At 66.8% G+C, this 21,187-nt stretch carries 14 protein-coding genes; 13 read left to right on the forward strand and 1 reads right to left on the reverse strand.

The genetic code is table 11. The features are described 5' to 3' along the window. Positions 1–7: 7 nt before the first annotated feature. The 13 genes from INT12_RS16105 to hypE are packed head-to-tail and all read left to right on the forward strand — an operon-like array spanning position 8 to position 9,149. The gene (locus INT12_RS16105) at positions 8–643 is read left to right on the forward strand and encodes a HyaD/HybD family hydrogenase maturation endopeptidase (RefSeq protein WP_026139853.1); all 636 of its coding nucleotides are present in this window, start codon (positions 8–10) and stop codon (positions 641–643) included. A gap of 1 nt (position 644) precedes the next feature. Further along, positions 645–1,019 carry a HypC/HybG/HupF family hydrogenase formation chaperone gene (locus INT12_RS16110; RefSeq protein WP_017845594.1) on the forward strand — a complete coding sequence of 125 codons (375 nt, stop codon included), beginning with the start codon at positions 645–647 and terminating at the stop codon, positions 1,017–1,019. Continuing rightward, on the forward strand, positions 1,016–1,498 hold the full coding sequence (locus INT12_RS16115; protein WP_193039748.1) for a hydrogenase: 483 nt from the start codon (positions 1,016–1,018) through the stop codon (positions 1,496–1,498). The genes INT12_RS16110 and INT12_RS16115 overlap by 4 nt, the downstream gene beginning before the upstream one ends. Continuing rightward, a complete protein-coding gene (locus tag INT12_RS16120; RefSeq protein ID WP_017845596.1) occupies positions 1,495–2,388 on the forward strand; it encodes a hydrogenase expression/formation protein in 894 nt (297 codons plus the stop codon). The genes INT12_RS16115 and INT12_RS16120 overlap by 4 nt, the downstream gene beginning before the upstream one ends. 7 nt (positions 2,389–2,395) lie before the next feature. Then, positions 2,396–2,626, forward strand: coding sequence for a rubredoxin (locus INT12_RS16125; RefSeq protein WP_017845597.1), 231 nt, complete (start codon positions 2,396–2,398; stop codon positions 2,624–2,626). Beyond that, on the forward strand, positions 2,613–3,116 hold the full coding sequence (gene hybE / locus INT12_RS16130) for a [NiFe]-hydrogenase assembly chaperone HybE (RefSeq protein ID WP_193039749.1): 504 nt from the start codon (positions 2,613–2,615) through the stop codon (positions 3,114–3,116). The genes INT12_RS16125 and hybE overlap by 14 nt, the downstream gene beginning before the upstream one ends. Beyond that, entirely contained in the window at positions 3,113–4,195 is a 1,083-nt protein-coding gene (locus INT12_RS16135; protein WP_193058916.1) for a HoxV, read from the forward strand. The genes hybE and INT12_RS16135 overlap by 4 nt, the downstream gene beginning before the upstream one ends. Next, positions 4,188–4,535 (forward strand): hydrogenase maturation nickel metallochaperone HypA, encoded by a 348-nt coding sequence (locus INT12_RS16140; protein ID WP_017845600.1) that lies wholly within the window; start codon positions 4,188–4,190, stop codon positions 4,533–4,535. The genes INT12_RS16135 and INT12_RS16140 overlap by 8 nt, the downstream gene beginning before the upstream one ends. 23 nt (positions 4,536–4,558) lie before the next feature. Next, positions 4,559–5,572: a hydrogenase nickel incorporation protein HypB gene (gene hypB, locus INT12_RS16145; RefSeq protein WP_046484087.1), complete on the forward strand. Its 1,014-nt coding sequence runs from the start codon at positions 4,559–4,561 to the stop codon at positions 5,570–5,572. Continuing rightward, entirely contained in the window at positions 5,565–6,728 is a 1,164-nt protein-coding gene (locus tag INT12_RS16150) for a carbamoyltransferase HypF (RefSeq protein WP_193058917.1), read from the forward strand. Before hypB ends, INT12_RS16150 begins: the two co-directional genes overlap by 8 nt. After that, positions 6,719–6,952: a HypC/HybG/HupF family hydrogenase formation chaperone gene (locus INT12_RS16155; RefSeq protein ID WP_193058918.1), complete on the forward strand. Its 234-nt coding sequence runs from the start codon at positions 6,719–6,721 to the stop codon at positions 6,950–6,952. Before INT12_RS16150 ends, INT12_RS16155 begins: the two co-directional genes overlap by 10 nt. Continuing rightward, positions 6,949–8,085 carry a hydrogenase formation protein HypD gene (gene hypD / locus INT12_RS16160; RefSeq protein ID WP_169883511.1) on the forward strand — a complete coding sequence of 379 codons (1,137 nt, stop codon included), beginning with the start codon at positions 6,949–6,951 and terminating at the stop codon, positions 8,083–8,085. Before INT12_RS16155 ends, hypD begins: the two co-directional genes overlap by 4 nt. Beyond that, on the forward strand, positions 8,082–9,149 hold the full coding sequence (gene hypE / locus INT12_RS16165) for a hydrogenase expression/formation protein HypE (RefSeq protein ID WP_108524028.1): 1,068 nt from the start codon (positions 8,082–8,084) through the stop codon (positions 9,147–9,149). The genes hypD and hypE overlap by 4 nt, the downstream gene beginning before the upstream one ends. A 165-nt stretch (positions 9,150–9,314) precedes the next feature. On the opposite strand, the gene INT12_RS16170 is transcribed toward hypE, so the two are convergent. Further along, on the reverse strand, positions 9,315–21,170 hold the full coding sequence (locus INT12_RS16170; RefSeq protein WP_193058919.1) for a hypothetical protein: 11,856 nt from the start codon (positions 21,168–21,170) through the stop codon (positions 9,315–9,317). Positions 21,171–21,187: the final 17 nt, after the last annotated feature.

The following is a 21,187-nucleotide window of genomic DNA, read 5'->3' on the forward strand; positions in this document are numbered from 1 at the left end:
AACCGCCATGAGTCCTCTCCAACCGACACTGCCGCAGATCACTGTGCTGGGTATCGGCAATCTCCTGTGGGCCGACGAAGGCTTCGGCGTTCGTTGCGTCGAAGCCTTGCAACAGCGTTATGAGTTCGCCGACAACGTGGCGCTGATCGATGGCGGCACGCAAGGCCTGTACTTGATCCAGCATGTTCAGCAAGCCGATTACCTGCTGATTTTCGACGCCGTGGATTACAACCTCGCGCCTGGCGAACTGAAGTTCATCGCCGACGACGATGTCCCCAAATTCCTCGGCATCAAAAAGCTCAGCCTGCACCAGACCGGCTTTCAGGAGGTGCTGATGCTCGCGCAACTGACCGGCCATTACCCGACACGCGTGCTGCTGATCGGTTGCCAGCCGGAAAACATGATGGACTACGGTGGCAGCCTGCGCCCCAGCGTCAGGGCCGCCATGGAAGGTGCGCTGGATGAGGCGCTGCGCGTGCTCGAAAGTTGGGGCGCGGCACCGCACAAGCGCGCCTCGCCACTCGCGGGTGAAGAGGCGGTGACCCTGCCGCACCTCGAACTGCAACGCTACGAAAACGAACGCCCGTCCGAACAGCAAGCCTGCCGGATCGGCGACGAACGCATCCTCGCCAGGCGCGCCTGATATGTGCATCGGATTGCCCATGCAAGTGATCGCGGCCGAGTTGGGCTTCGCCCGCTGCCGCGACCGCCACGGCGAAGAACGCCGTATCGACCTGTCACTGGTCGGCCCGTGTGCGGTCGGCGACTGGCTGTTGATCTTTCTCGACGCCGCCCGTGAACGCCTCGACGCCCAACGCGCCAGCGAAATCGACTCCACCCTGCGCCTGCTCGAAGCGGCCCTGTTCGGCACGGCCCCGCAGCCCGACAGCGTGCCGGGTTTCAGCCTGCCCTCGGCCATGAACGCCGAGCAACTGGCGGCCTTGTTGGGCCACGCGTCGCCACCCCTTGCGCCTGCCGCGCTCACCCCACCTCAACCGTCAGTCAAGGACCCCACATGAGCGACTCCGCTGTTTTCATGGCGCCCATTCCCGTGACACTCGCCATCCCGGCCTTGATCAGCCGGCTGGTGGAGCAATTCGACGCGACCTGGATCGACGCCGACAACCTCGATGCCTGGCTTGCCGAAGGGGGCGACTGCCTGTTGCTGCTGTGCGGTGACCCGGTACGCCATCCCGAATGCCTGGACGTGGCCGTGGTGTTGCCGGAACTGCGCGTGGAAATCGCGCGCCGCCACCAATTGAGCCTGCGCCTGGGCGTGGTCGGTCGCGCCGATGAAGAAGCCATCGCCGCGCGCTTTGCCGTGCGCCGCTGGCCGTCGCTGGTGTGGCTGCGCGATGCGGGTTACGTCAGCACCTTCAGCGGCATGCTCGACTGGGACGAATACCTGCGCCTGGCGGAAGCTGCCGTGAGCCAAAGCAACGCGCGCATTCCATTGCTTGCCGGTGCCCCGGTCAGCGCCCCCGGAGGTTGCCAATGAACCACGATGCCAATCACCGCGATGCACAAAGCCACGCCGTGGAGTTCGATCCGCTGAACTACATCCCCGTGGTGGATATCGGCCCCGGCTCGCAACCCGACGATGAGGACGTGCTCGAATACATCAGCATGCCTCAGGGCATGTATACCCATAGCATTCCGGTGCTGCCCGAACCTGAAGAGCTTGCGGCGCTGCCCGGTGCGCGGCACGCATTGCAAGCGTTGCTGCAATGCCTGCGCGACTGCAATAACGGCCTGACCACGCAAAGCGTCGACCTCAGTGGCCTGGAAACAGGCGACCGCAAGCTGCTCGACCAATTGCTGGGCGAAGGCGAGGTCAGCGCGATCATTGCCGCGCAGCCGTCGTTGCGTATCCAGGAATCGATCTTCGCCGGCGTATGGCGCATCTACGGCCAGGGCTACGATCACGTCGAAGTGGGCGCCGCGCCTTCGCAACTGCGCGGCAATGCCCGCGCGGCGGCCCGACCGGCGGATTTCGACTTGTCGTCAACGTTGCCGCTCGGCGTCATGAACGCCCCGGCGATCCTGACCGAGGTACAAGACCGCAGCCAACACTGGCAACCCGGCGATCAGGTGCATGTCATCAACCTGACCTTGCTGCCGTTGTCCGAACAGGACATCGCCTTCCTCGACGCCTACTTGCCCGCCGGCCCGGTGCGCGCCTTGGCCCGTGGCTATGGCAATTGCCTGATCAGCGCGACCCGGATCCAGAACTGCTGGCGCATCACGTACTTCAACTCACAGGATGCGCAAATCCTCGACACCATCGAAATCACCGACCTGCCGGAAGTGATCTGCGCCGCCCCCGAAGACCTGGCCGACTCACTGGAGCGCTTCGAAGACGTTATCCAGTGGTTCGAAGGGCAGTGAGGTCACGATGAACGAAAAAACCGGCTTCGAAGGCAGCTACGGCGGCGACAACGCCCGGATCAGCGACGCCACCCGCCTGGAATGCAAAATCTGCTGGTGGGTGTATGACCCGCGGGACGGCGACCCGGTCTGGCAGATTGAGCCGGGTACGCCGTTCTCCGCATTGCCGGAACATTGGCGTTGCCCGAATTGCGATGGCGATGCCGAGCAGTTCATGGTGATCGATGAACCTGTCTGAGCGCCAAGACGGCCCGGCGCAACAGGCACAGACCCTGTGCGCGCACTTCCAGGGCATCGCCGAGACACGCATGCGCGGGTTGCCGTTTCTCAATCAACAACTGGTGGTCGAGGCGGTGGGTTTCAGCGCGCAAATCGCCGGGGAAAACGCGGCAACCGGGGTGCTGGGTGTTCTGATCACCCCTTGGTTCATGAACCTGATCTGGCTGCCGGAGAACCGCGGCACACTCCTGGCCCAGGGGGCGTCAGGCGAACATCAATTTGGCGGGCAGTGCCTGACCTTCATTGGCGCAGACGGTGAAGGCATCGGTGGCTACGAGAGCTGTTCGCTGTTTTCACCGATGTTTGAATTCGCCGATCAGGACGCGGCCCGGCAAACCGCCGAGCAGGTGCTGGCGCTGTTGCGGGACGCGCCCGAACGCGCACCGGAACGCCCGGCCATCAGCCGCCGTGGCTTGCTGTTCGGACGCGTGTCCGGGGGGGCGCAATGATCGCCATGGCAGGCTTGGCACGGCTCGGCGGCTCATTGCGGGTGCGTCCCGGCCAGCAGCCCGCCATTGTCGGCGGGCGTCCGGCGCTTGCCGCCACCTTGTTGCGCGGCCAGCCGCCACAGACCGCCGCGCCCCACTTGCCGTTGCTCTATAGCCTGTGCGGGCAAGCGCACCGCTTGACCGCAGCGTTGGCCGTCGACACCGCACTGCATGGCGAAACCCCCATCGACCCCAACACCCAGCGCATGCTGGAGGCCGAAACCCGCCGCGAGCATGTGCGGCGTATGCTGCTCGAATGGCCGCGGTTGCTGGGTAACCCGTCGGTGCGCCCCGATCTCAGCCAACTGCATGCCTGGGAACACGCCCCGCAACAGGCGATGTCCGCCTGGTTGGGCGAATCGGTGGCGCAATGGCTTGAACGATGGGACGCCGAGCCGTTCAGCGCGCTCGATGAGTGGAGCCAGCGCAGCGATCATTGGCTGGCGCACGCCCTGGCCGATTGCCGCGAGGATGCCCACGCCCTGCAACTGCCGGTGCATGCCCTGTCGCTGGCCGGCAACACCCAAGCGCTGCAGGTGGTGGCCGCCCAACTGCGAGAGGCCAGCGATTTTGCGTTGCATCCGGTGGCCTTCGGGCTACCCTGTGAGACGGGCAGTTGGACCCGCGCGCGTGAGGCCGACCCACAACGCTACGCCAGCGTCTGGCTGCGTCTGGGCGCGCGCCTCGCCGAACTGGCGCGGCTCTCGCTGCCACAGCCCGCTGGCTTGGCACTCGGCGCATTGGCGCTGGGGCCCGACGAGGCGTTGGCCTGGAGCGAAACGTCGCGCGGCCTGTTGTTGCACCGGGTCTGTCTGGAGCGAATGAATGCCGGTGTGTTGATCCGCGACTATCAGGTCATCGCGCCGACCGAATGGAACCTTCATCCCCACGGCGCGCTGGCCCAGGGTTTGGCGACGATGTCAGCCGGCGATCCGGCCACGCGACGTCGCGCTGAGCTGTTGATCGCGGCTTTCGACCCGTGCATCGGCTTCACCCTCGAGCTAGAAGCAGCATCGAACGAGGACATTATTCATGCATGAAGTGAGTCTGGCGGGCGGCATTCTCAGCGCCGTCGAGGCGGCGGCCAGGCGCGATCCGTTCGTGCGGGTCAGCCGCCTGCGCCTGGAGGCCGGTACGCTGGCCGGCGTTGAAATCGAGGCGCTGCGTTTCGCCCTTGAAGCACTGGCGCCCGGCACCTTGCTGGCCGGTGCGCAAATCGATATTGAACAACCGCCGGGCCAGGCCTGGTGCCTGGATTGCGCCATCAGCGTGCCGCTGATCGAGCGCGGCGCCGGCTGCCCGCAATGCGGCGGCTTTTGGCTGCAACCCACCGGCGGGACTGAATTGCGCATCCTCGACCTGCAGGTCGAGGATCATTAATCGTTTGATTTTGGAGGTACACCATGTGCGTCGTCTGCGGTTGCGGAACCGGGCATTCACACGACAAGACCGAAGCTCCGGCCACCGATAGCGATGTGCAGGTCGACGCTACCGGCGACCTGCATTACGGCGCGGGTCAGGCGCGGGTTTCAGTGCCCGGCATGAGCCAGGCCCGCACCATCCGCCTGGAGCAAGACATCCTCGGCGAAAACGACCGGCACGCCGCGCGTAACCGGGAAAACTTCACCGCCCACGGCGTACTGGCCCTCAATCTGGTGTCCAGCCCCGGTTCCGGCAAGACCACCCTGTTGTGCAGCACCCTCATGGCCCTGCGCCAGCGCCGCGCCGACTTGCCGCTGGCGGTGATCGAGGGCGATCAGCAAACCCGTCACGACGCCGAGCGCATCCGCGAAACCGGCGTACCCGCGATCCAGATCAACACCGGCAAAGGCTGCCACCTCGATGCCCGGATGATCACCGAAGCCTACAGCCGCCTGCCGCTGCACGACGCGCTGCACGCGGCCGGTCACACGCATCAGCCGTTTGTGCATAGCCACGTTGATCAGCAGCCGCACGCCCACGTACAGACTCAACAGCATCAACACAGCCATCACGCCCATGACGGCGGTGAGCCGGCCGGCATGCTGTTCATCGAGAACGTCGGCAATCTGGTCTGCCCCGCGCTCTGGGATCTGGGCGAGGCGGGCAAAGTGGCGATCCTGTCGGTGACCGAGGGCGAAGACAAACCCCTCAAGTACCCGGACATGTTCGCCGCGGCGCGCCTGATGATCCTCAACAAGATCGACCTGTTGCCGCACCTGGATTTCGACGTGCAGCGCTGCCTGGACTATGCGCGACAGGTCAACCCGCAGATCCAGATCATCCAGCTCAGCGCCCGCGACGGCACCGGGCTGGATGCCTGGCTCGACTGGTTGCTGGCCGGCGCCCCCGAGGTTGACCGACGCGCCGCGCGCATCGCCGAACTGGAAGCTGAACTGGCCCGCCTCAAAGCTCAGGTGGAGGCCCCGCATGCGTAGCGAAAAACTGCCTGGCGCGCAGGTCTGGCCGCCGGTGCTGGCCTGTGGCGCGTGGCTGAAGAACACCGCCTGCCTGTTGCAGGGCGATCAGGTGCTGTGGTCGCCACTCCACGGTGACTTGGGCGACCCGCAAAGCTGCCTGGACCTGGCGGCGTCGTTGGACGTTCTGTTGGCGTGCGCTGAAGTCACGCCGCAAGCCATCGCCCATGACTTGCACCCGGATTTCTATAGCTCGCAACTGGCGGTGACGCTGGCGGAAAAACTCAACGTGCCCGCCGTAGCCGTGCAGCATCACCACGCGCACATTGCCGCGCTGATGGCCGAACATGGCCTCGACGGCCCGGTACTCGGCCTGGCGCTGGACGGCGTGGGCCTTGGCAGCGATGGCGCAGCCTGGGGCGGCGAGTTGCTCTGGGTGGCCAGCGATGCCTGGCGCCGACTCGGTTATCTATTGCCACTGCCGCTGCCCGGTGGCGATGTGGCCGCCCGCGAACCCTGGCGCCTGGCCGCCGCGGCGCTGCATCTGCTGGGGCGCGACGATGAAATCCTCAGGCGGCTCGGGCCGCTGGTCGGCGAACAAAGCGCGAACACTGTCGCGCAGATGCTCGCGCGCAATCTCAACTGCCCGCCGAGCAGCGGCGCCGGCCGCTGGTTCGATGCCGCTGCGGGGATTCTCGGCATCAGCGTGCGTCAACAATTCGAGGCCGAGGCGGCCATTGCCCTGGAGCGTCTGGCCGCTGAATACCTGGCAACCCACGCCGAGCCTGCCATCGACGGCCTGTGGCACCTCCGCGCTGACGGCGTGCTCGATCTGCTCCCGCTGCTGACCCGCCTGTTCGAACTCGCCGACAGCGCACGCAGCGCAGAAGGCGCGGCGCTGTTTCACCTGACGCTGGCCGCCGCTCTCGCCGACTGGATCGAGCACCAATCCACCACGCTGCCGGTGCTGCTCGGGGGCGGATGCTTCGCCAATCGCCTGCTCAGTGCCCGGCTCACGCAACGATTGAGCGCCAGGGGCTTGCCGGTTTTCAGCGCGCAGGCTGTGTCTTGCGGCGATGCCGGGCTGGCTCTGGGGCAAGCCTGGGTTGCCGCGCACTGGCGCGACCCGCAGCGCCAACCCGCTTTGCCATTGAAGGAATCCCAAGCATGTGCCTAGCCATTCCCGCACGCGTGCTCGAATTGCGCGCCGGCGATAACGCACTCGTCGACTTGGGCGGTATCCGCAAGGAAATCTCCCTGGCGCTGGTGCCGCAAGCCCAGGTCGACGACTACGTGATCGTCCACGTCGGTTACGCCCTCGGCCTGATCGACCCCGAAGAAGCCCAGCGGACCCTGGCCATGTTCGAAGAGCTGGACCGCCTGCAACCGGAAGCCCTATGAAGTACATCGATGAATACCGCGACGGCGAACTGGCACAACGCATTGCCGAGCGCATCCGCGACGAAGTCCGGCCGGAACGCCAATACCGCTTCATGGAATTCTGTGGCGGCCACACCCATGCGATATCGCGTTACGGCGTGAGCGATTTGCTGCCCGCCAATGTCCGCATGATCCACGGCCCCGGTTGCCCGGTGTGTGTCTTGCCGATTGGGCGTATCGACCTGGCGGTGAAGCTGGCGCTGGAGGACGGAGCGATCCTCTGCAGCTATGGCGACACCCTGCGCGTGCCGGCGTCCGGTGGCCTCTCGCTGCTACGCGCCAAGGCACAAGGCGCGGATATCCGCATGATCTACTCGCCCAGCGATGCGCTGAAAATCGCCGAGGCCAACCCCGAGCGTGAAGTGGTGTTCCTGGCCATTGGCTTCGAAACCACCACGCCGCCGACCGCCCTGGTGATCCGCGACGCCGCCGCTCGCGGCCTGAAAAACTTCAGCGTGCTGTGCTGCCATGTCCTGACCCCGGCGGCCATCGAGCATATCCTTGCCGCCCCCGGGCAAGATCCGGCGGCGGTGGAACTGGACGGCTTCGTCGGCCCGGCGCATGTGAGCATCATCATTGGCTCCGAACCCTACGCCGAGTTCGCCCGCCGATACCGCAAGCCGGTGGTGATTGCCGGTTTCGAACCGCTGGACGTGATACAAGCGATTTTGATGCTGGTGCGCCAGGTCAACGACGGGCGCGCCGAGGTCGAAAACGAATTCGTCCGCGCCGTCGGCCGCAATGGCAACAGCGCCGCCCAGACCTTGATGGACGAGATCTTCGAACTGCGTGAGAGCTTCGAATGGCGCGGGCTTGGCGAGGTGCCGTTCAGCGCCTTGCGCATTCGCGCAGAGTACGCCGCCTTCGATGCAGAAAAACGCTTCGACCTGCATTACCGCGCCGTGGCCGATAACAAAGCCTGCGAATGCGGGCCGATCCTGCGCGGCCAGAAAAAGCCCACCGACTGCCGCCTGTTCGGCAGCGTATGCACCCCGGAAAACCCCATGGGCTCGTGCATGGTCTCCAACGAAGGCGCCTGCGCCGCTCATTACGCCTACGGGCGCTATAAAGACATCGAGGTTGTTGCAGTATGACCGGCCGTTCCCCCGTAAAACGCGGTTATGTACGCCCCCTCAATTTTCGCGACGGCGTGGTCGATATGGGCCACGGTGCTGGCGGGCGCGCTTCGGCGCAGTTGATCGAAGAGCTATTCGTCGCCGCCTTCGACAACCCGTGGTTGCGCCAGGGCAACGATGGCGCCGCCTTCAGCCCGGAACTCAAACCCGGCGAACGCATGGTCATGGCCACCGACGCGCACGTGGTGTCGCCGCTGTTTTTCCCCGGTGGCGACATTGGCAGCTTGTCTGTGCATGGCACCCTCAACGACGTCGCCATGGGCGGCGCGCGGCCGCTTTATCTCTCAGCCAGCTTCATCATCGAGGAAGGCTTTGCCCTCGCTGACCTCAAGCGCATCGTCGAGTCGATGGGCCGCGCCTCCCGCGATGCCGGGGTGCCGATCATCACTGGCGACACCAAAGTCGTGGAACGCGGCAGTGGCGACGGCGTGTTCATCAGCACCACCGGCATCGGCATTATCCCCAACGGGGTCGACACGGGCGGGCATCGCGCACGCCCCGGCGATGCGATTTTGGTGTCCGGCAGCATCGGCGAACACGGTGTGGCGATCATGTCCAAGCGAGAAGGGCTGACGTTCGAGACCGAAATCCTGTCTGACAGTGCGGCGCTGCATGGCTTGGTGGCGCAGATGCTCGCGGTCGCTCCCGGCCTGCGCGTACTGCGCGACCCGACCCGAGGCGGTTTGGCGACCACGCTGAACGAAATTGCCGGGCAGTCCGGAGTCGGCATGCTGTTGGACGAAGCGGCGATTCCCGTGCAGCCGCAGGTTGAGGCCGCTTGCGAACTGTTGGGCCTGGACCCGCTGTACATCGCCAACGAGGGTAAGCTGATCGCAATCTGCGCCGAAGAAGACGCCCAGCCGCTGCTCGACTGTATGCGCCTCAACCCGTTGGGCGAACATGCGGTGCGTATCGGTACGGTCCTTGAAGACGCCCACGGTTTCGTGCAGATGCAGACTCGATTCGGCGGGCGCAGGGTGGTGGACTGGTTGTCGGGCGAACAACTGCCGAGAATCTGCTGAGGCCCTGAAGCCTTGAATCAGCAACCAACGGCGGCATCCTCCAGTTGCCGCCATGCGTTCCACAACCCTGCCAAGTCGGCAGGGGGTAAGGCTGACAAACGGCAGGACGGTGAGAGCCCCCTCGGATGTGCAGCCGTCGCGCCGCACATCATCCTCTGAGCGGCGTCAACGTTGCTCCAGCAGCATCGGCAGATACATATTCCCGATCACCAGCAACGGTCGCCGGTCCTCCACCAGCGACGAATACAGGGTCAACGAAAACACCCATTCCCCGCCATCCCGCTGCGGATTGGCCTGCTCGCGCCAGGTATCCACCGCCGTTTGCAGATTGCCTGCCGTACTGCTGTCGAGCGTCTGGTTGGGATACAGGTACACCGGCGTTTCCCCGACCAATCCATGGTTCGGTTCCAGTGGGTCGGTGGCCAGCTCGTAGGCATAGGCCACCCCGACGGTGATGCGTAGCCCGCCATTTTCCGCAGCGTCGCCGAACAGGCTGTCGAAGGCCGCCTGCAGAGCCGCGCTGATCGTGGTAGGGGCAGTCGCCAGCGGCACGCGCTGGTCCCAGGCATTGAGTGGGGTGGCCACGCTGGCGGCTTCGACCCGATCGGTCTGGAACACGAACGCCGGATTGGTCGAGGGCCCGTCGGCACCCAGCAGTTTCTGGTTGCGCTGGACCAGGATCGAGCCCGTCGCGTTCTGCCAGCGGGCGACGTTGAGCCCAGCGAAGACCAGGCTGAAGGTCGGCCACGACGCCGGGACATGGACACCCGGCGCCACCTCGTAACGGGACTCGCTGGCCGAGACGCTTGTGCGCTCCAATTGCACCATCAAGCCCGCGGCGGTCAATGCCCAGACCTGCGGCCATTGCCCGTCGGGACCGACGCCAGCGCTCAGTGCCGTCAAGCCGAGACTGGCGACTTCGCGACTGGTCTGCGGCCCACCCCGGTCGGTGACCCGCGCCTGGAAGCTGAACTGATCGGTGTCCGGGGCCTGCAGGCGCGCATCCGGGCGGCTGTCGACCAGGCGCACGTTCCAGCTGCCGGCGACCGCACGGGCCAGATCGCGCAGCGTATTGGCTGCATTGCTCTGCACCGGCGTCAGGGCGCCGCTTTGCGGCAGGTCGCCGAGGATGTCCCAGAGGCCATCGGCCACGGCGATATAGCGCGCCAACTCGATGAACAGATCCACCTCGCTGACGGCCAGTCGCATCATCGGGTCGGGGCGCAGGTTGTAGCTCAGGGTCAGGCTGACGTCGTCCTGCTCGGCATGCTCGTGGGAGTAGGTGAAGCGGTGGTCCCACAGCGCCAGGCTGGCGAGGCTGACCTCGCTGTCTGCGCGCAGGGTACTGAGGGCGCGGCCGCTGCGCAGGCGCTGGCGCAGTTCGGCGTTCAGCGCGGTGGCACTGGCGCGTTGCTCGACGATCACCGGCAGCGCCGGGAAATCCCGCAGCGCAATCGGCACCGAGACTTCACCCAGGTTGACGCTCAACGCCGCTGGAAGGTCGCTGCCGCTCAGCGGCGGGACGAAGGTCAGCCATTGCGACGCAGCATAGCCGTCGGGCAGGCCGGCGCTGGTGATATTGCGCTCCAGGTCGGTGATGCCGAAGGCCATGTTGGCGGTGACCGTGCGGTGGCTGGCGGGATCGGACTCGGTCAGCAGCAGGGTGATGAACGGCGAGAAGTCGGTCAGCCAGCACTTGCCTGCGCTCATGCTCCAGGAGCGTTCCTCGCCGCCGCTGGTGACTTCGATGCCGCCGAACATGTCCGCTGGCAGCAATGCACTGTGCGGGTCTTGCCAGGCCGACGCGACCTCGCGGTTCAGTTGCACCAGGGTCGAGGCACTCCAGGCCCGGGACAGGTTGACGCCCAGTTGCTGTTGCAGGGTGGTGGCCGCAGCCGCCTGGCCGGCGACGGCATCCGGGTCGCTGATTGCCAGGACCGGCTCCAGCCCCTCGGGAATAGCCCCGGCCAGTTGGCGCTTGACCGCCACCAGGTCGCTGAGGGTCTGACGGGTATCCGGGGTACGGTACAGCGCGGCGACGTTGCTGGCGCCGAGGATGCGGTCCATGTCCGAGAGGAAACGCCCGGCCCAGGGCTCCACGTCGATGCCCTGGAAGTCGTGCTGGCTGCTGGCTTGCGACAGCGTGCCGTCGGGCAGCAAAACGTTGAGGCCGACGCCCTGGCGACTGACCAGGCTCTTGTACAGCGGGGTCAGGGCAAAGAAGCGTGGCTGCGGACCCGGAGCCCCGGGCACCGTGGTGGCCCCGGCGATGCTCAGGGAGCGGATCCCGGTGTCGCCGAAGTTCACCGCCCACAGATCGCGGCTGTCCTCCAGGGCGCGGCCGGTGGCGATACGCAGGTCGGGCAGGGCCGCACGCATGGCGGCGATAAAGGCATTGAAGGCCAGGCCGCCGCCCTGGTCCTCAGCCGCAGGTACTAGGGGCGCCGGGATCGGGCTGCTGCTGCGCGACACGCCTGCGCTGTTATCGGCGGCGAAGTCCGGGTTGATCAGCGCCGTCGGCCGGCTCAGGGTCAGGCTCACATTGAGCGGGAAGGCCGGCCCCGGATAAGGCCCGCTGGCACCGATCGGCAAGCGGATACGCATCCCGCTCGGCGGTACCAGGGCCGGTGCCGCGGCGGCGAACAACGGTTTGTCGGCGTTCGCCGGGGTTTCGACGATTTCCTGGGCATTGACCTGCACCCCGGCTTCGGCGAAGCGCACGATCAGGCTGTTCAGGCAGTCGTTGGCCTGGGTGACCACGCTGGCCTGGCCTTGCGGGGCATCCAGGCGGATACCGCTGGCGATCAGGTTTGGCGTACCGACGTTGGCCAGGGCGAAGGCTCCGGCGCTGACTCCCAGCAGCCCGGCAATCGCCGATGGTGCGGTGGCGCTGGCGAATTGCGCGGGGGCGCAGATCAGCAGGGCGCCCGGGTTCAGCGCCTGGCTATCGTCTCCCATGCTTGCCAGCAGATCCGCCAGGGTCGCCGCAGGCGCCAGCTGTTGCAGCTGGCTCAGGGTGACGGCCAGGCTTTGCCCGCTGGCGGCGGTGGTCAGGCTGTAGGACTGGCCGCCGACGCGGATGCTCAGGGTCACGCCACCGGCCACGACCACTGGCATCTCCAGGTTGGCCGTGGCCAGGTCCAGGGTGTTCTGGGCGAAACGCGGGGCGATGGTGTCGAGGCTGTCGCCGCCCTGGATCGTGTAGGGCACCCGCACCTGTGCCGCGTCGCTCGGCCAGCTCACCCGGCCTGGCAGGGCGAAGGCGCCGTCCGCCGGCACCGCGAGATCCGGGTTGGCACCCAGCAGCAGTTCCGCCGGGCAGGCGTGGGCATCGGCGAACTGGTGCAGCGTCTGTGCGCCGTCGGCGCTGATCCCCGCACCGGCGTTGAAGTCGCCCAGATACAACAGCGTGCCCATCTCGAACAGATTGACCGAGCGGGTATTCAGCGCCGCCAGGGCTGCCTGGTCCAGACCGCTGCCGTTGTGCCCCAGGCTGTCGTCGTTGCCCGCGACCCAGACCGTGCTGGAAATCAGCTGGTTGGCCTGGAAGATCGCCGGCAGCGCCTGATGGCTCTGGCCCAGGTCGGTGACGCTGATATTCACCCCGAGGGCGGCGAAGGCGGTGCAGACCTGCGCCAGCGAGCGGATCGGCGCCGGTGCATCGGCCTCGGTCACCGTGACCGACACCTGCTCGGCCTCGGACACCGCGACCGAGAAGGTGATGCCCGGGGTGAGGATGGTCAGGCTGGCGTTATCTCCGGCCAGCAACCCCGGCAGGGTGCCGAGGAGATTGGCCAGGGTCGCCAGGTTGGCGCTGCCGTCGGCGGTATTGCGGGTCAGTGCGGGCGACACCTTGAGTACCGCGCCGCTGCGCAGCGGCAGCTCGCCGTTCTCGCGGGCAGCGAGCAACGCCTCGGCAGTGATGCTCGGCCAGCCGCTGGGGCGGGTGATAGCGGCGATGCTCTGCGCCGTGTCGTTTTCGGCGAACAGCGCATAGGCCGGGACCTTCAGCAGGGCACCGACACCGAACAGGGCCTGCATTGGCACTTGCGCGTTGGCCAGGGCCATTTCCGCGTAGCGCAGGCTGTAGTCCTCGGCCAGCGAGGCGAGGGTGGCATTGGCCGGGGCACGGGCGGCACCCAGGCGCGATGCGCTGGCGCTGAAGGCCTGGGACGCGGCGGCGAAGCGCCACAGCGGCTGCTGGTCGATACCGTGGGCGGCGCTGATGTCGAGGCTGGTTTCCACCGCCGCGCTCAGCGGCTGGCCGAGTTGGTAGTAGGCCTTGGCGTAGGCTTCGGCCTGGCGCTCGGCGGTTTGCGCGGCGGCATCGCCGGGCTGGCTTGGCGACGGCATCACCGTGGCCGGGCGCGCCTCCAGGCTGATGCTCAGGGTCACCTGGGCATCGCTGACGCTGACCGCCCAGGCACTGACCTGCGCCGGCCAGTCACCGACGCCCAGCAATGGATCGGTATAGCCGCTGGGCAGGCTGACCTGACCCTGGCCGGCGGAGTTGGCGCCGGTCTGGTTGCCGAAGATGTCCTGCAAGTTCAGCTCGACCAGGGCCGAGGGCAGGCTTGTGGCCCAGCCGAAGCCGCGATACGGGTCGTCGTCCGGGCTCGGCAGGCCGAGCACACGCGGCAGTGGCGACGGTGTGGCGAAGCGGTACAGCGGCAGGATCTGCTCATACAGCCAGTACGCATCGGCCTCTTCGGCCAGGCGCTTGTCGCGCAGCACACCGCGACGGATCAGGCGCTCGCGTTTCCACGCCGGGGGCGCGTCCTTGTCCACCGGGGTGGGCGGTGCCGGCATGCCCGAAGCCGCCATGGCGAAGGGCGAATCCTGGCTGGCCGGAATCTGCGTACCGAGCAGGCTGAAGAGTCTGCGGGCCTGCAACTGGGCGGTGCTCTCGGCCTGTTCCGGCGGCGCGTCCAGGGTCAGGTTGAAGCCGACGCTGCCCGCCGGTACCAGGGCCTGCAGAATGGTGTCTTCTTCGTTATGGTCCTCGGCATAGAGGGTGCCGATGGTTGCATCCAGCCCCGGCGCGACCAGCGCGCAGGTATTGAACGGCAACAGGCTGCGGCCCTGCGGCGCGCTGGCCTGCTGGGTGCCGGCGATCACCAGCAGATCGATAGTGGCGACGCCATTGGCATCCAGGGCACTGGCCGGCAGGCCTTTTTCCAGGCCCAGGGTGTAACCGGAGCCACCGACCACGCTGCCTTCCCAGAGCAGGGTGACGAAGCGCTCCAGCTCATTCAGCGACGCGGCCGGGGCCGGATCGCCGTCACGGGCCAGGCTGTGGACCCGACCGAGGGTGACGTCAGGGGCGCGTGGCACGCTTTCCGTGGACAGGTTGGCCTGGATCAGCCAGGTCTGCTCCGGCGTGCCGTCGAGCACGCTGACCCCGGCGGCATTGCCGGCATTCGGCGCCGGCAGGGCCAGTACCTTGACCACCGTGCCGGCGCTTTCGCCGGCCGCCAGCCAGGCGCGTAAAGCCAGCAAGGTCGGGCGCTCGGCCTCGTCCACGCCTTGCAGGGCGAACAGGGTCAGGGTGTCGTTGATCTGCTTGATCGCCACGGGGATGCGGCAGGCCCAGGTGGCGCTCTCGACGGCGACCGCATCGCGCCCGGCGCTGGCGCCTTCGGCGGTGGTCAGCAGGTCGTAGGCCACGCTGGAACCGCTCAGGGCCTTGGCGCGCAGATCCGCCGGCAGCGGCCAGAGGGTCGGTTGGGCACCCACGGGCGGGGCGTCCATGCCGGGAATCGGCAGGACCACCGGGGTTTGCAGTTCGATACGCTGGGTCAGGCCGTAGGCTTTCGGCGAGCGTCCGGCCAGGGCCATGGCCGCTGGCGCCTTGACCACCGGCAGGCTCAGGCTGGTGGCCGGGCCCATGGCGATGATCTGCGCGTTGCTGTAGCGGTAGTTCAGGCTCTGCACCACTTCGGTGGGCACCGCCATACCGACGGGGATCTCGCTGCGGGCGAGGAAGCGGCTGGCTGGCAGGGTGTTGGCATCGGCGACCGCGCTGTCCACCAGGCTGATCCAACTGCTCTGGGCGGTCAGGGTCATGTCCAGCGCGGGTTCGTCGGCCTTGTCCGGCGAGGTGTCCACCGCCAGGTCGAACTGTTGGCCGGTGAGGTCGTAGAGCGGGGTGGGTTGTTGCGGGTCGGCGACCGCATGCCCCTGGGCGTCGGTCACCGGCTTCGGCGCGCGCAGGCCGGCCATCAGCGAGCGCGAGCCCTGGTTGACGATACGCGGCAGGGCTTCGCCGCCGAGCAATTGGTCGAGCAGTCGGTCGATGCTGATCACCGGCACCTGGGTCACGTTCAGTACGGTGTCGATGGCGTAGAGGCCGGCGAGATTTTCCAGGCGCACGGCGGCATCGGCAATGCTCAGTCCGTAAGTGTTGGCCAGCAGGGTGAAGCTCAGGCTCTGGTCTTCGCCGACCTTGGCCACGGCATTCGGCACCGGTACCAGGGCCAGGGGCGCGAGGAAGGCGGCCGGGCCGGCCCAGGCGAGGATGTTCGCCCAGGCATACTGCCAGGTGCCCAGTGCCGGGTCGTTGCTGGAAGTCCAACTGACGTCCAGCAGCAAGCGCCGGGCCAGATCGTCGAGGCTTTCCCCGGCGACGGCATACAGGTCATGGGTGAGCGGCAGCACATAGGTGTGGTCGCCGAGGTCGCTGACGGCGCCGAGGAAGGCCTGCCAGTCCGGCGCTTCCGGTGGCGACTGCGTGGGATAGACCTGGACCAGGGCCAGGGTCGCGGCGATACGGTCGAGGGTGTCGCCGGGCTGGGTGATGTAGGCGCTGGTCGGCTCCAGCGCATTGAAGCCCTGGGGCACCCGGAGGGTCTGGCCAGGCGGCAGTTCCTGGCTGTTCAGGCTGAGGTCGTTGCGGCTCAGTTGCGCGATCAGTTCGGCATTGCCGTCGAATACCGCCTGGGCGTACCAGTCCGCCGCGAGCAGGGGTGGCCGGCGATAGCGTACATAGGCCGTGGCGGCGGCCAGCAACGCGTCGGCTGGGCCGTTGTTCCAGGTCCGCAGCGGCAGGTCGAAGGGCATCGCTGGGTCCAGCAGTTCGGCGGATTCGCCGAGGCCGCTGCCGTCTGCCTCGAACAGCAGGCTGCTGCTGGCCAGGTTGAACAGGCTGGCGATGGCGTCCAGGGTTTCGCCGCTGGCGGCCTGGTGAATCAGGGTGCCCAGCTCGACGCTGTGCAGTGCGAAGGCTTCATTGGCGTTGTCCTCGGCCAGCACCTCCGGCGCGATGCCGAGGTTCACCGGCAGGCGGCTGCCCACCGGCGCACTGGCCAACTGACGCTCCAGAGCGGGATTGAGGAATAGCAGCTCGGCGCTGCTGGCGCCCAGGGCCTGGGCGACACTTTCTACGGTATCCCCGGCGCGTACCGGGTAGTCGACGGTGGCGCTGGCGAAGCCTGCCGCCAGTTGCGCCAGGGACTGACCCTGGCCGCTGCCGTCGTCGGCGACGCTGAGCGTGGTGCTGGCCAGCAGGTCGCCGGCTTCCTGCACGGCGGCCTTGGCCAGCATCAGGCAGTAGTCGCGGAAGATGAAGGTCGGGAAGGACTCGTAGGTCGCCGGATCGTCCAGGGCCGGACGCGGCCCGCTGGCACCGCCCACCGGCAGGTACTGGCCCATGTACTGCGCCAGTTGCCATTCGTACCAGGGACCGACCGGGTTGACCTCGGCGAAGTTCAGGGTTCCGCCTGGCGTGCCGCTGCGGGTCAGGCCCGGCGGCAGCGGCGCGACCATGCCGCCGACTTCGGTGACCGCGCCCGGATCGGCACCCAGCAGCAGGTGCAGGTTGGTGGCGAACAGGGTCTCCAGATGGCTCCAGGCAAAGGCCACATCGGCGCTTTGCGGGTCGTCGAGGACGGCGGCGAGCAGGGCGAGTTGGCCGGCGGTGAGCGGATCGGTCTCGGTCCGCGGGCCATCGGGAATGGCGTACAGCGCATAGAGCAGCACGGTACGCACCCACAGGTCCGGGGTCAGGCTCGCCGTGTCCTCGGCGCTGGCGGCGAGGGCGTGGTGCAGTGCTGAGCGCCGGGCTTCGGCGCGGGCGGTCGGTGCCTGTGGGTCGACCCCGGAGTTGGCGCAGAGAATGAACGCGGCGCGGTAGTTGGGCGCTGCATCGGCCTGGGCCGGGCCGCTCCAGGACACCGGCAAATCGCCGATGGAAATGCTCGGCAGCAGATAGAGCAGGGCGCTGCGCGGCTGGCCGTCGGGCCACTGGCTGCGGCTCGGGTCCCAGTCCCAGTTGCTGCCCTCGACCAGCGCCAGGGCATTGCTCGCGCGCTTGCGCAGCAGCACTTGGTGCAGATGCTGGGCGCTGAGCACCGCTACCCGCTGCGCGCGATTGCGCCGTGCCCGAGGGCCGTAGCCGCCGGACAGGCTGCCGGCCCGTCCCGGCGCGGCCAGCAGGCGGCTGCTCTGGAAGCCCTTGGGGTCGCCGCCCGGCGCGACGATCCATGGCGTCTGCTGCACCGAGCCGAGGGTGAAAGACAGCTCCAGCGAGACATGGAAACTGAAGGAAATCTTGATGAACAGGATCTTCACCTTGGCCTCGGCGCGCACCGAGACCTTGAGGGTGAATTCGGTGGGTCGGTAGCACTCGAACAGCGCGCTGACCTGGGCATAGGCCTCAAGGCTGAGCGAGACCTTGATCACCTTGAAATCCACGTAGCCGTAGACCTTGCCGTGCAGGGCGGCGATGCCCTGGGCGCGGAAATACTGGGCCGACGGCAGCCCGGCACTGGACGGGTTGAACCAGCCGAGCACGCCCTGGAAGATCACCTGCACTTCGACATAGGCACCGCCGCCGAGGATTCCGGCGCGGATCTCCTTGCCCACCCCCACCGCGAGGCCGATGCCCAGTTCCAATACCGGCGAGAACGTACCGTTGCTGATGCGTGGCACCTGGCTCGAAGTGACCCCGTCGAGCAGGCCGAAATAGACCCCGCCGCGACCGATGAAAATATAGGCCTGGACCGAGAACGAACGGCTGAAGTCCTGGTTGTAGGGGAAGCCCAGGTCCACCTTGAAATTGCCGTTGGTGTAGACCTCGATCACCACGGTGCCCAGGGTCAGCGAGGCGATACCGATCTGGAAGGTACGGAAGGCATCGGGCAGGCGCAGCTCGACGCGGAACATGCCGACGTCATCGGAAATCTTCTTGTACAGGATCTCGAAGCGCAGCCCGGCGAGGCTGCCGGCCTTCTCGCCGTTGAGGCCGACCGACAGGCCGTAGAGGATCGGGTCGTTGAACAGGAAACCGAGGTCTACGGTATTGGCCATCAGGCCGATATCCAGGCCGATCAGCCACTGGCTATCGGCGCAGAAGGCGACCCCGCTGCTGCCGGTGCTCGGCAGGTTGCCGGGATTCTCCACCGGCTGCATGAACTGCTTGAGCAGGGCCAGGTTGCCGGCCACGGTGTCCACCGGGTTCTGCAGGCGGATGCGCTGGCCGATACCCAGGTAGCGCAGCTCTACCAGCGAAGACCCGGTGCCCGGCACGGCGGGCGGCGGTTCGTTGACCACATCCCAGGCCAGCGCATCGTCGCCGGTATAGGACTTGCCCAGCAGCGAACCTTCGAGAATCAGTTCCACCTTGCCGGCCCCGGCGCGGGTATAGCGCACGCCGATCGCCGAGAGGCTGCCGAAGCCCAGGTCGACCTTGGCCTTGTAGACGAACTCGACCACGTTGTTGGTCGGGTCGAGGGTGAAGACGAAGCTGGACAGCTCGATGCGCTTGAGCACGTCCCACGGCGAGTCAAGGGTAAAGCCCAGGGTCGGCGCAGCCAGGTTGACCAGGTACTCGAGCATGTCGCCCAGGGTGGTGCCGCCCAGTTGCACCGAGACCACCTGGTGGCGCGGGTTGGTGGTGCTGTCCTTGTCGCCGCGCCAGGCGGTAATGGCCTGGACCCAGATCGTATCGACGTAGACCTTGAGCAGGTAGGTCGGCTCGTCGACGCCCACGTCCATGCCCACTTCCACGCCGATGCGGTTGATCGAGAACTCGCCGCTCAGACGCCCCGAGGCTGGCTTGTCCGCCGGCGTGCTGCCGCTTCGGGCGATATCGATGCTGGCTGCTGCCGAGATCTTCAACTCCGTGCCGAACAGGGTCGGGGTCCAGCGCATGGAGATGGTGCCGCCCAGTTCATAGGACTTGTCGCCGGTGGAGAGGCTGACGTCGAGGCGGTCCACCATTAGCACGGGTACCGAGGCCGGAGCCCGGCCGAGGCCGAGGAATTGGGCGACCAGGTCGGTGAGGTTGATGCTGGTGCCCTGGTAGAGCCCGCCGGCGAAGCGCCAACCCTCGGGGGCGTCCGGGTCCTGCACCGGGTAATCGGCGCTGAACACCAGGCGCGGGCTCTCGTAGTCGTCGTTCGCGGCGGCGGGGAAGAACGAGAACACCCCGGACAGGCCACCGCCCACTTTGCCGTTCTGCGAGGCGATCCAGAAGCCGATTTCTTCCAGGCGCAGGGTGATCACCACTAGATTGATGTCCCAGCCCTGGTCGGCGCTGGGTGTGTCGTTGTCCGGGTCACCGAATACCACCAGGGTCTCGGCGGAATAATTCTGCAGCAGTGGATCGGCGGCGAACCCCAACTCGCTGACCACGGCGCTTTGCAGGCCGCCCACGGCTGGGCCCGGAGCGCCGAAGAAATAGCTGAAGGCCTGGCCGATGGGAATGTAGTCGCCATTGCGCATCTGGCCCTGGATGTATAGCTGCGGCAGGCTGACCGAGACATCGATGTCGACTTTCTTACCGGTATTGGCGTTGTCGCCGAAGCGCAGGGTGCCGAACACCGCGCCGCTGACGGTGCCGGTATAGCGTGTTGCGCCACCGTCGACGCTGATTGCGCCCCAGCCCCAGACCCAGCGAGTACCAACACTGTGCAGGGTGACAAAAGGGACCGGCGGCGACCATTGCTGGTCGGAACCGATGGTCACGCCCAATGCCTGCAATTGCGGGAGTCCCCCTCCGGTCGGTGATGTGAAGGTGAGGTCGACCTCGCGAAACTTGAAGGTTTCCAGCAGCGGGAAATTGTCCGGCAGGGGCAGGGCGGGCAGGCCGAAGATGGTGCTCAGTTGCGCCATGCCGCGAACGATCGAGGCGTGGGCCGGGTCGAATACGGCGGTCAGGCGCCATTGCGCCCCCACCACCAGCAATGGCGTGGACAGGTTGGCCACCAGCGCCGCGTTGTCGCGGCCCAGGCTGACGGTGCCGACCAGGTTGATGACCGAGAAGCTAGTACGGTTCCACAGTGCTTCATCGAGGTCATCGCGCACCAGCAGTTCCAGGCCGAGATTGCTCAGTGCCAGGCCCGCCGGGCCGCCGCCTGTTGGTGCCGGCGAGCCGACGTTGAGCGCCGGTGAACCGGCGGCCCTGGCCAACAGGTCCATGACCGGTACGTCGCTCCAGGTGGCCGGCATCTTCAAGGTGCCGCTCAAGGCCAGCGGCCATGGGGCGAGCATGTCCAGCGCGGCAGAAAAGGCGTCGTTGGCCGGCAGGCGTCCCGAGAGCGTCAGGCTGGCATCGGTCCGGCTATCAGCCTGGAACACGGGGGCCTCCAGTACCAGTCCTTGCAGGAAAGAGGGCTTCCAGACCACCGAGTCGCCGCCATCGACGGGCTCGCCCTGGGTCTGTGGCAGGCAGTAGGGATTGAAGAAATCCGAGAAGGTCCAGCCCGTCGAGGTGATGGCCAGGCTCAGTTGGAACAGACCGCTGCTAGCGTCGGTCTGGGTATAGAGCAATTGCCCATGGACCGCGAAGCGCATGCCTTGCGGATCGCCGGGCTGGCCGAAATGGCCGCTGGCGCTGAGGGTGACCCGGTCGAGCCCCTGGCTGAGGCTGGCGCTGGATAACAGCCAGGAATCATGGATGCCGAACAGTTCCAGCACACCACGTAGCGGCGCCAGCACGGATTGTGTCGAGGCTTGCCAGAGGTCGATGACGCCGTCGTGGATCGAGGCGTTCAGCGCGGAGTAAACGGTGGCGACAGACATAGGTTACCTCGGAGAAA

The organism is Pseudomonas sp. K8 (assembly GCF_014889455.1).
GTDB lineage: Bacteria > Pseudomonadota > Gammaproteobacteria > Pseudomonadales > Pseudomonadaceae > Aquipseudomonas > Aquipseudomonas veronii.

Coding starts and splice junctions, on each gene's coding strand:
- hypB (WP_046484087.1), top strand. CDS start 4,559: ATGTGCGTCGTCTGCGGTTGCGGAACCGGGCATTCACACGACAAGACC.
- INT12_RS16125 (WP_017845597.1), top strand. CDS start 2,396: ATGAACGAAAAAACCGGCTTCGAAGGCAGCTACGGCGGCGACAACGCC.
- INT12_RS16155 (WP_193058918.1), top strand. CDS start 6,719: ATGTGCCTAGCCATTCCCGCACGCGTGCTCGAATTGCGCGCCGGCGAT.
- INT12_RS16150 (WP_193058917.1), top strand. CDS start 5,565: ATGCGTAGCGAAAAACTGCCTGGCGCGCAGGTCTGGCCGCCGGTGCTG.
- INT12_RS16135 (WP_193058916.1), top strand. CDS start 3,113: ATGATCGCCATGGCAGGCTTGGCACGGCTCGGCGGCTCATTGCGGGTG.
- INT12_RS16105 (WP_026139853.1), top strand. CDS start 8: ATGAGTCCTCTCCAACCGACACTGCCGCAGATCACTGTGCTGGGTATC.
- hypD (WP_169883511.1), top strand. CDS start 6,949: ATGAAGTACATCGATGAATACCGCGACGGCGAACTGGCACAACGCATT.
- INT12_RS16120 (WP_017845596.1), top strand. CDS start 1,495: ATGAACCACGATGCCAATCACCGCGATGCACAAAGCCACGCCGTGGAG.
- hybE (WP_193039749.1), top strand. CDS start 2,613: ATGAACCTGTCTGAGCGCCAAGACGGCCCGGCGCAACAGGCACAGACC.
- INT12_RS16170 (WP_193058919.1), bottom strand. CDS start 21,170: ATGTCTGTCGCCACCGTTTACTCCGCGCTGAACGCCTCGATCCACGAC.
- INT12_RS16140 (WP_017845600.1), top strand. CDS start 4,188: ATGCATGAAGTGAGTCTGGCGGGCGGCATTCTCAGCGCCGTCGAGGCG.
- hypE (WP_108524028.1), top strand. CDS start 8,082: ATGACCGGCCGTTCCCCCGTAAAACGCGGTTATGTACGCCCCCTCAAT.
- INT12_RS16115 (WP_193039748.1), top strand. CDS start 1,016: ATGAGCGACTCCGCTGTTTTCATGGCGCCCATTCCCGTGACACTCGCC.
- INT12_RS16110 (WP_017845594.1), top strand. CDS start 645: ATGTGCATCGGATTGCCCATGCAAGTGATCGCGGCCGAGTTGGGCTTC.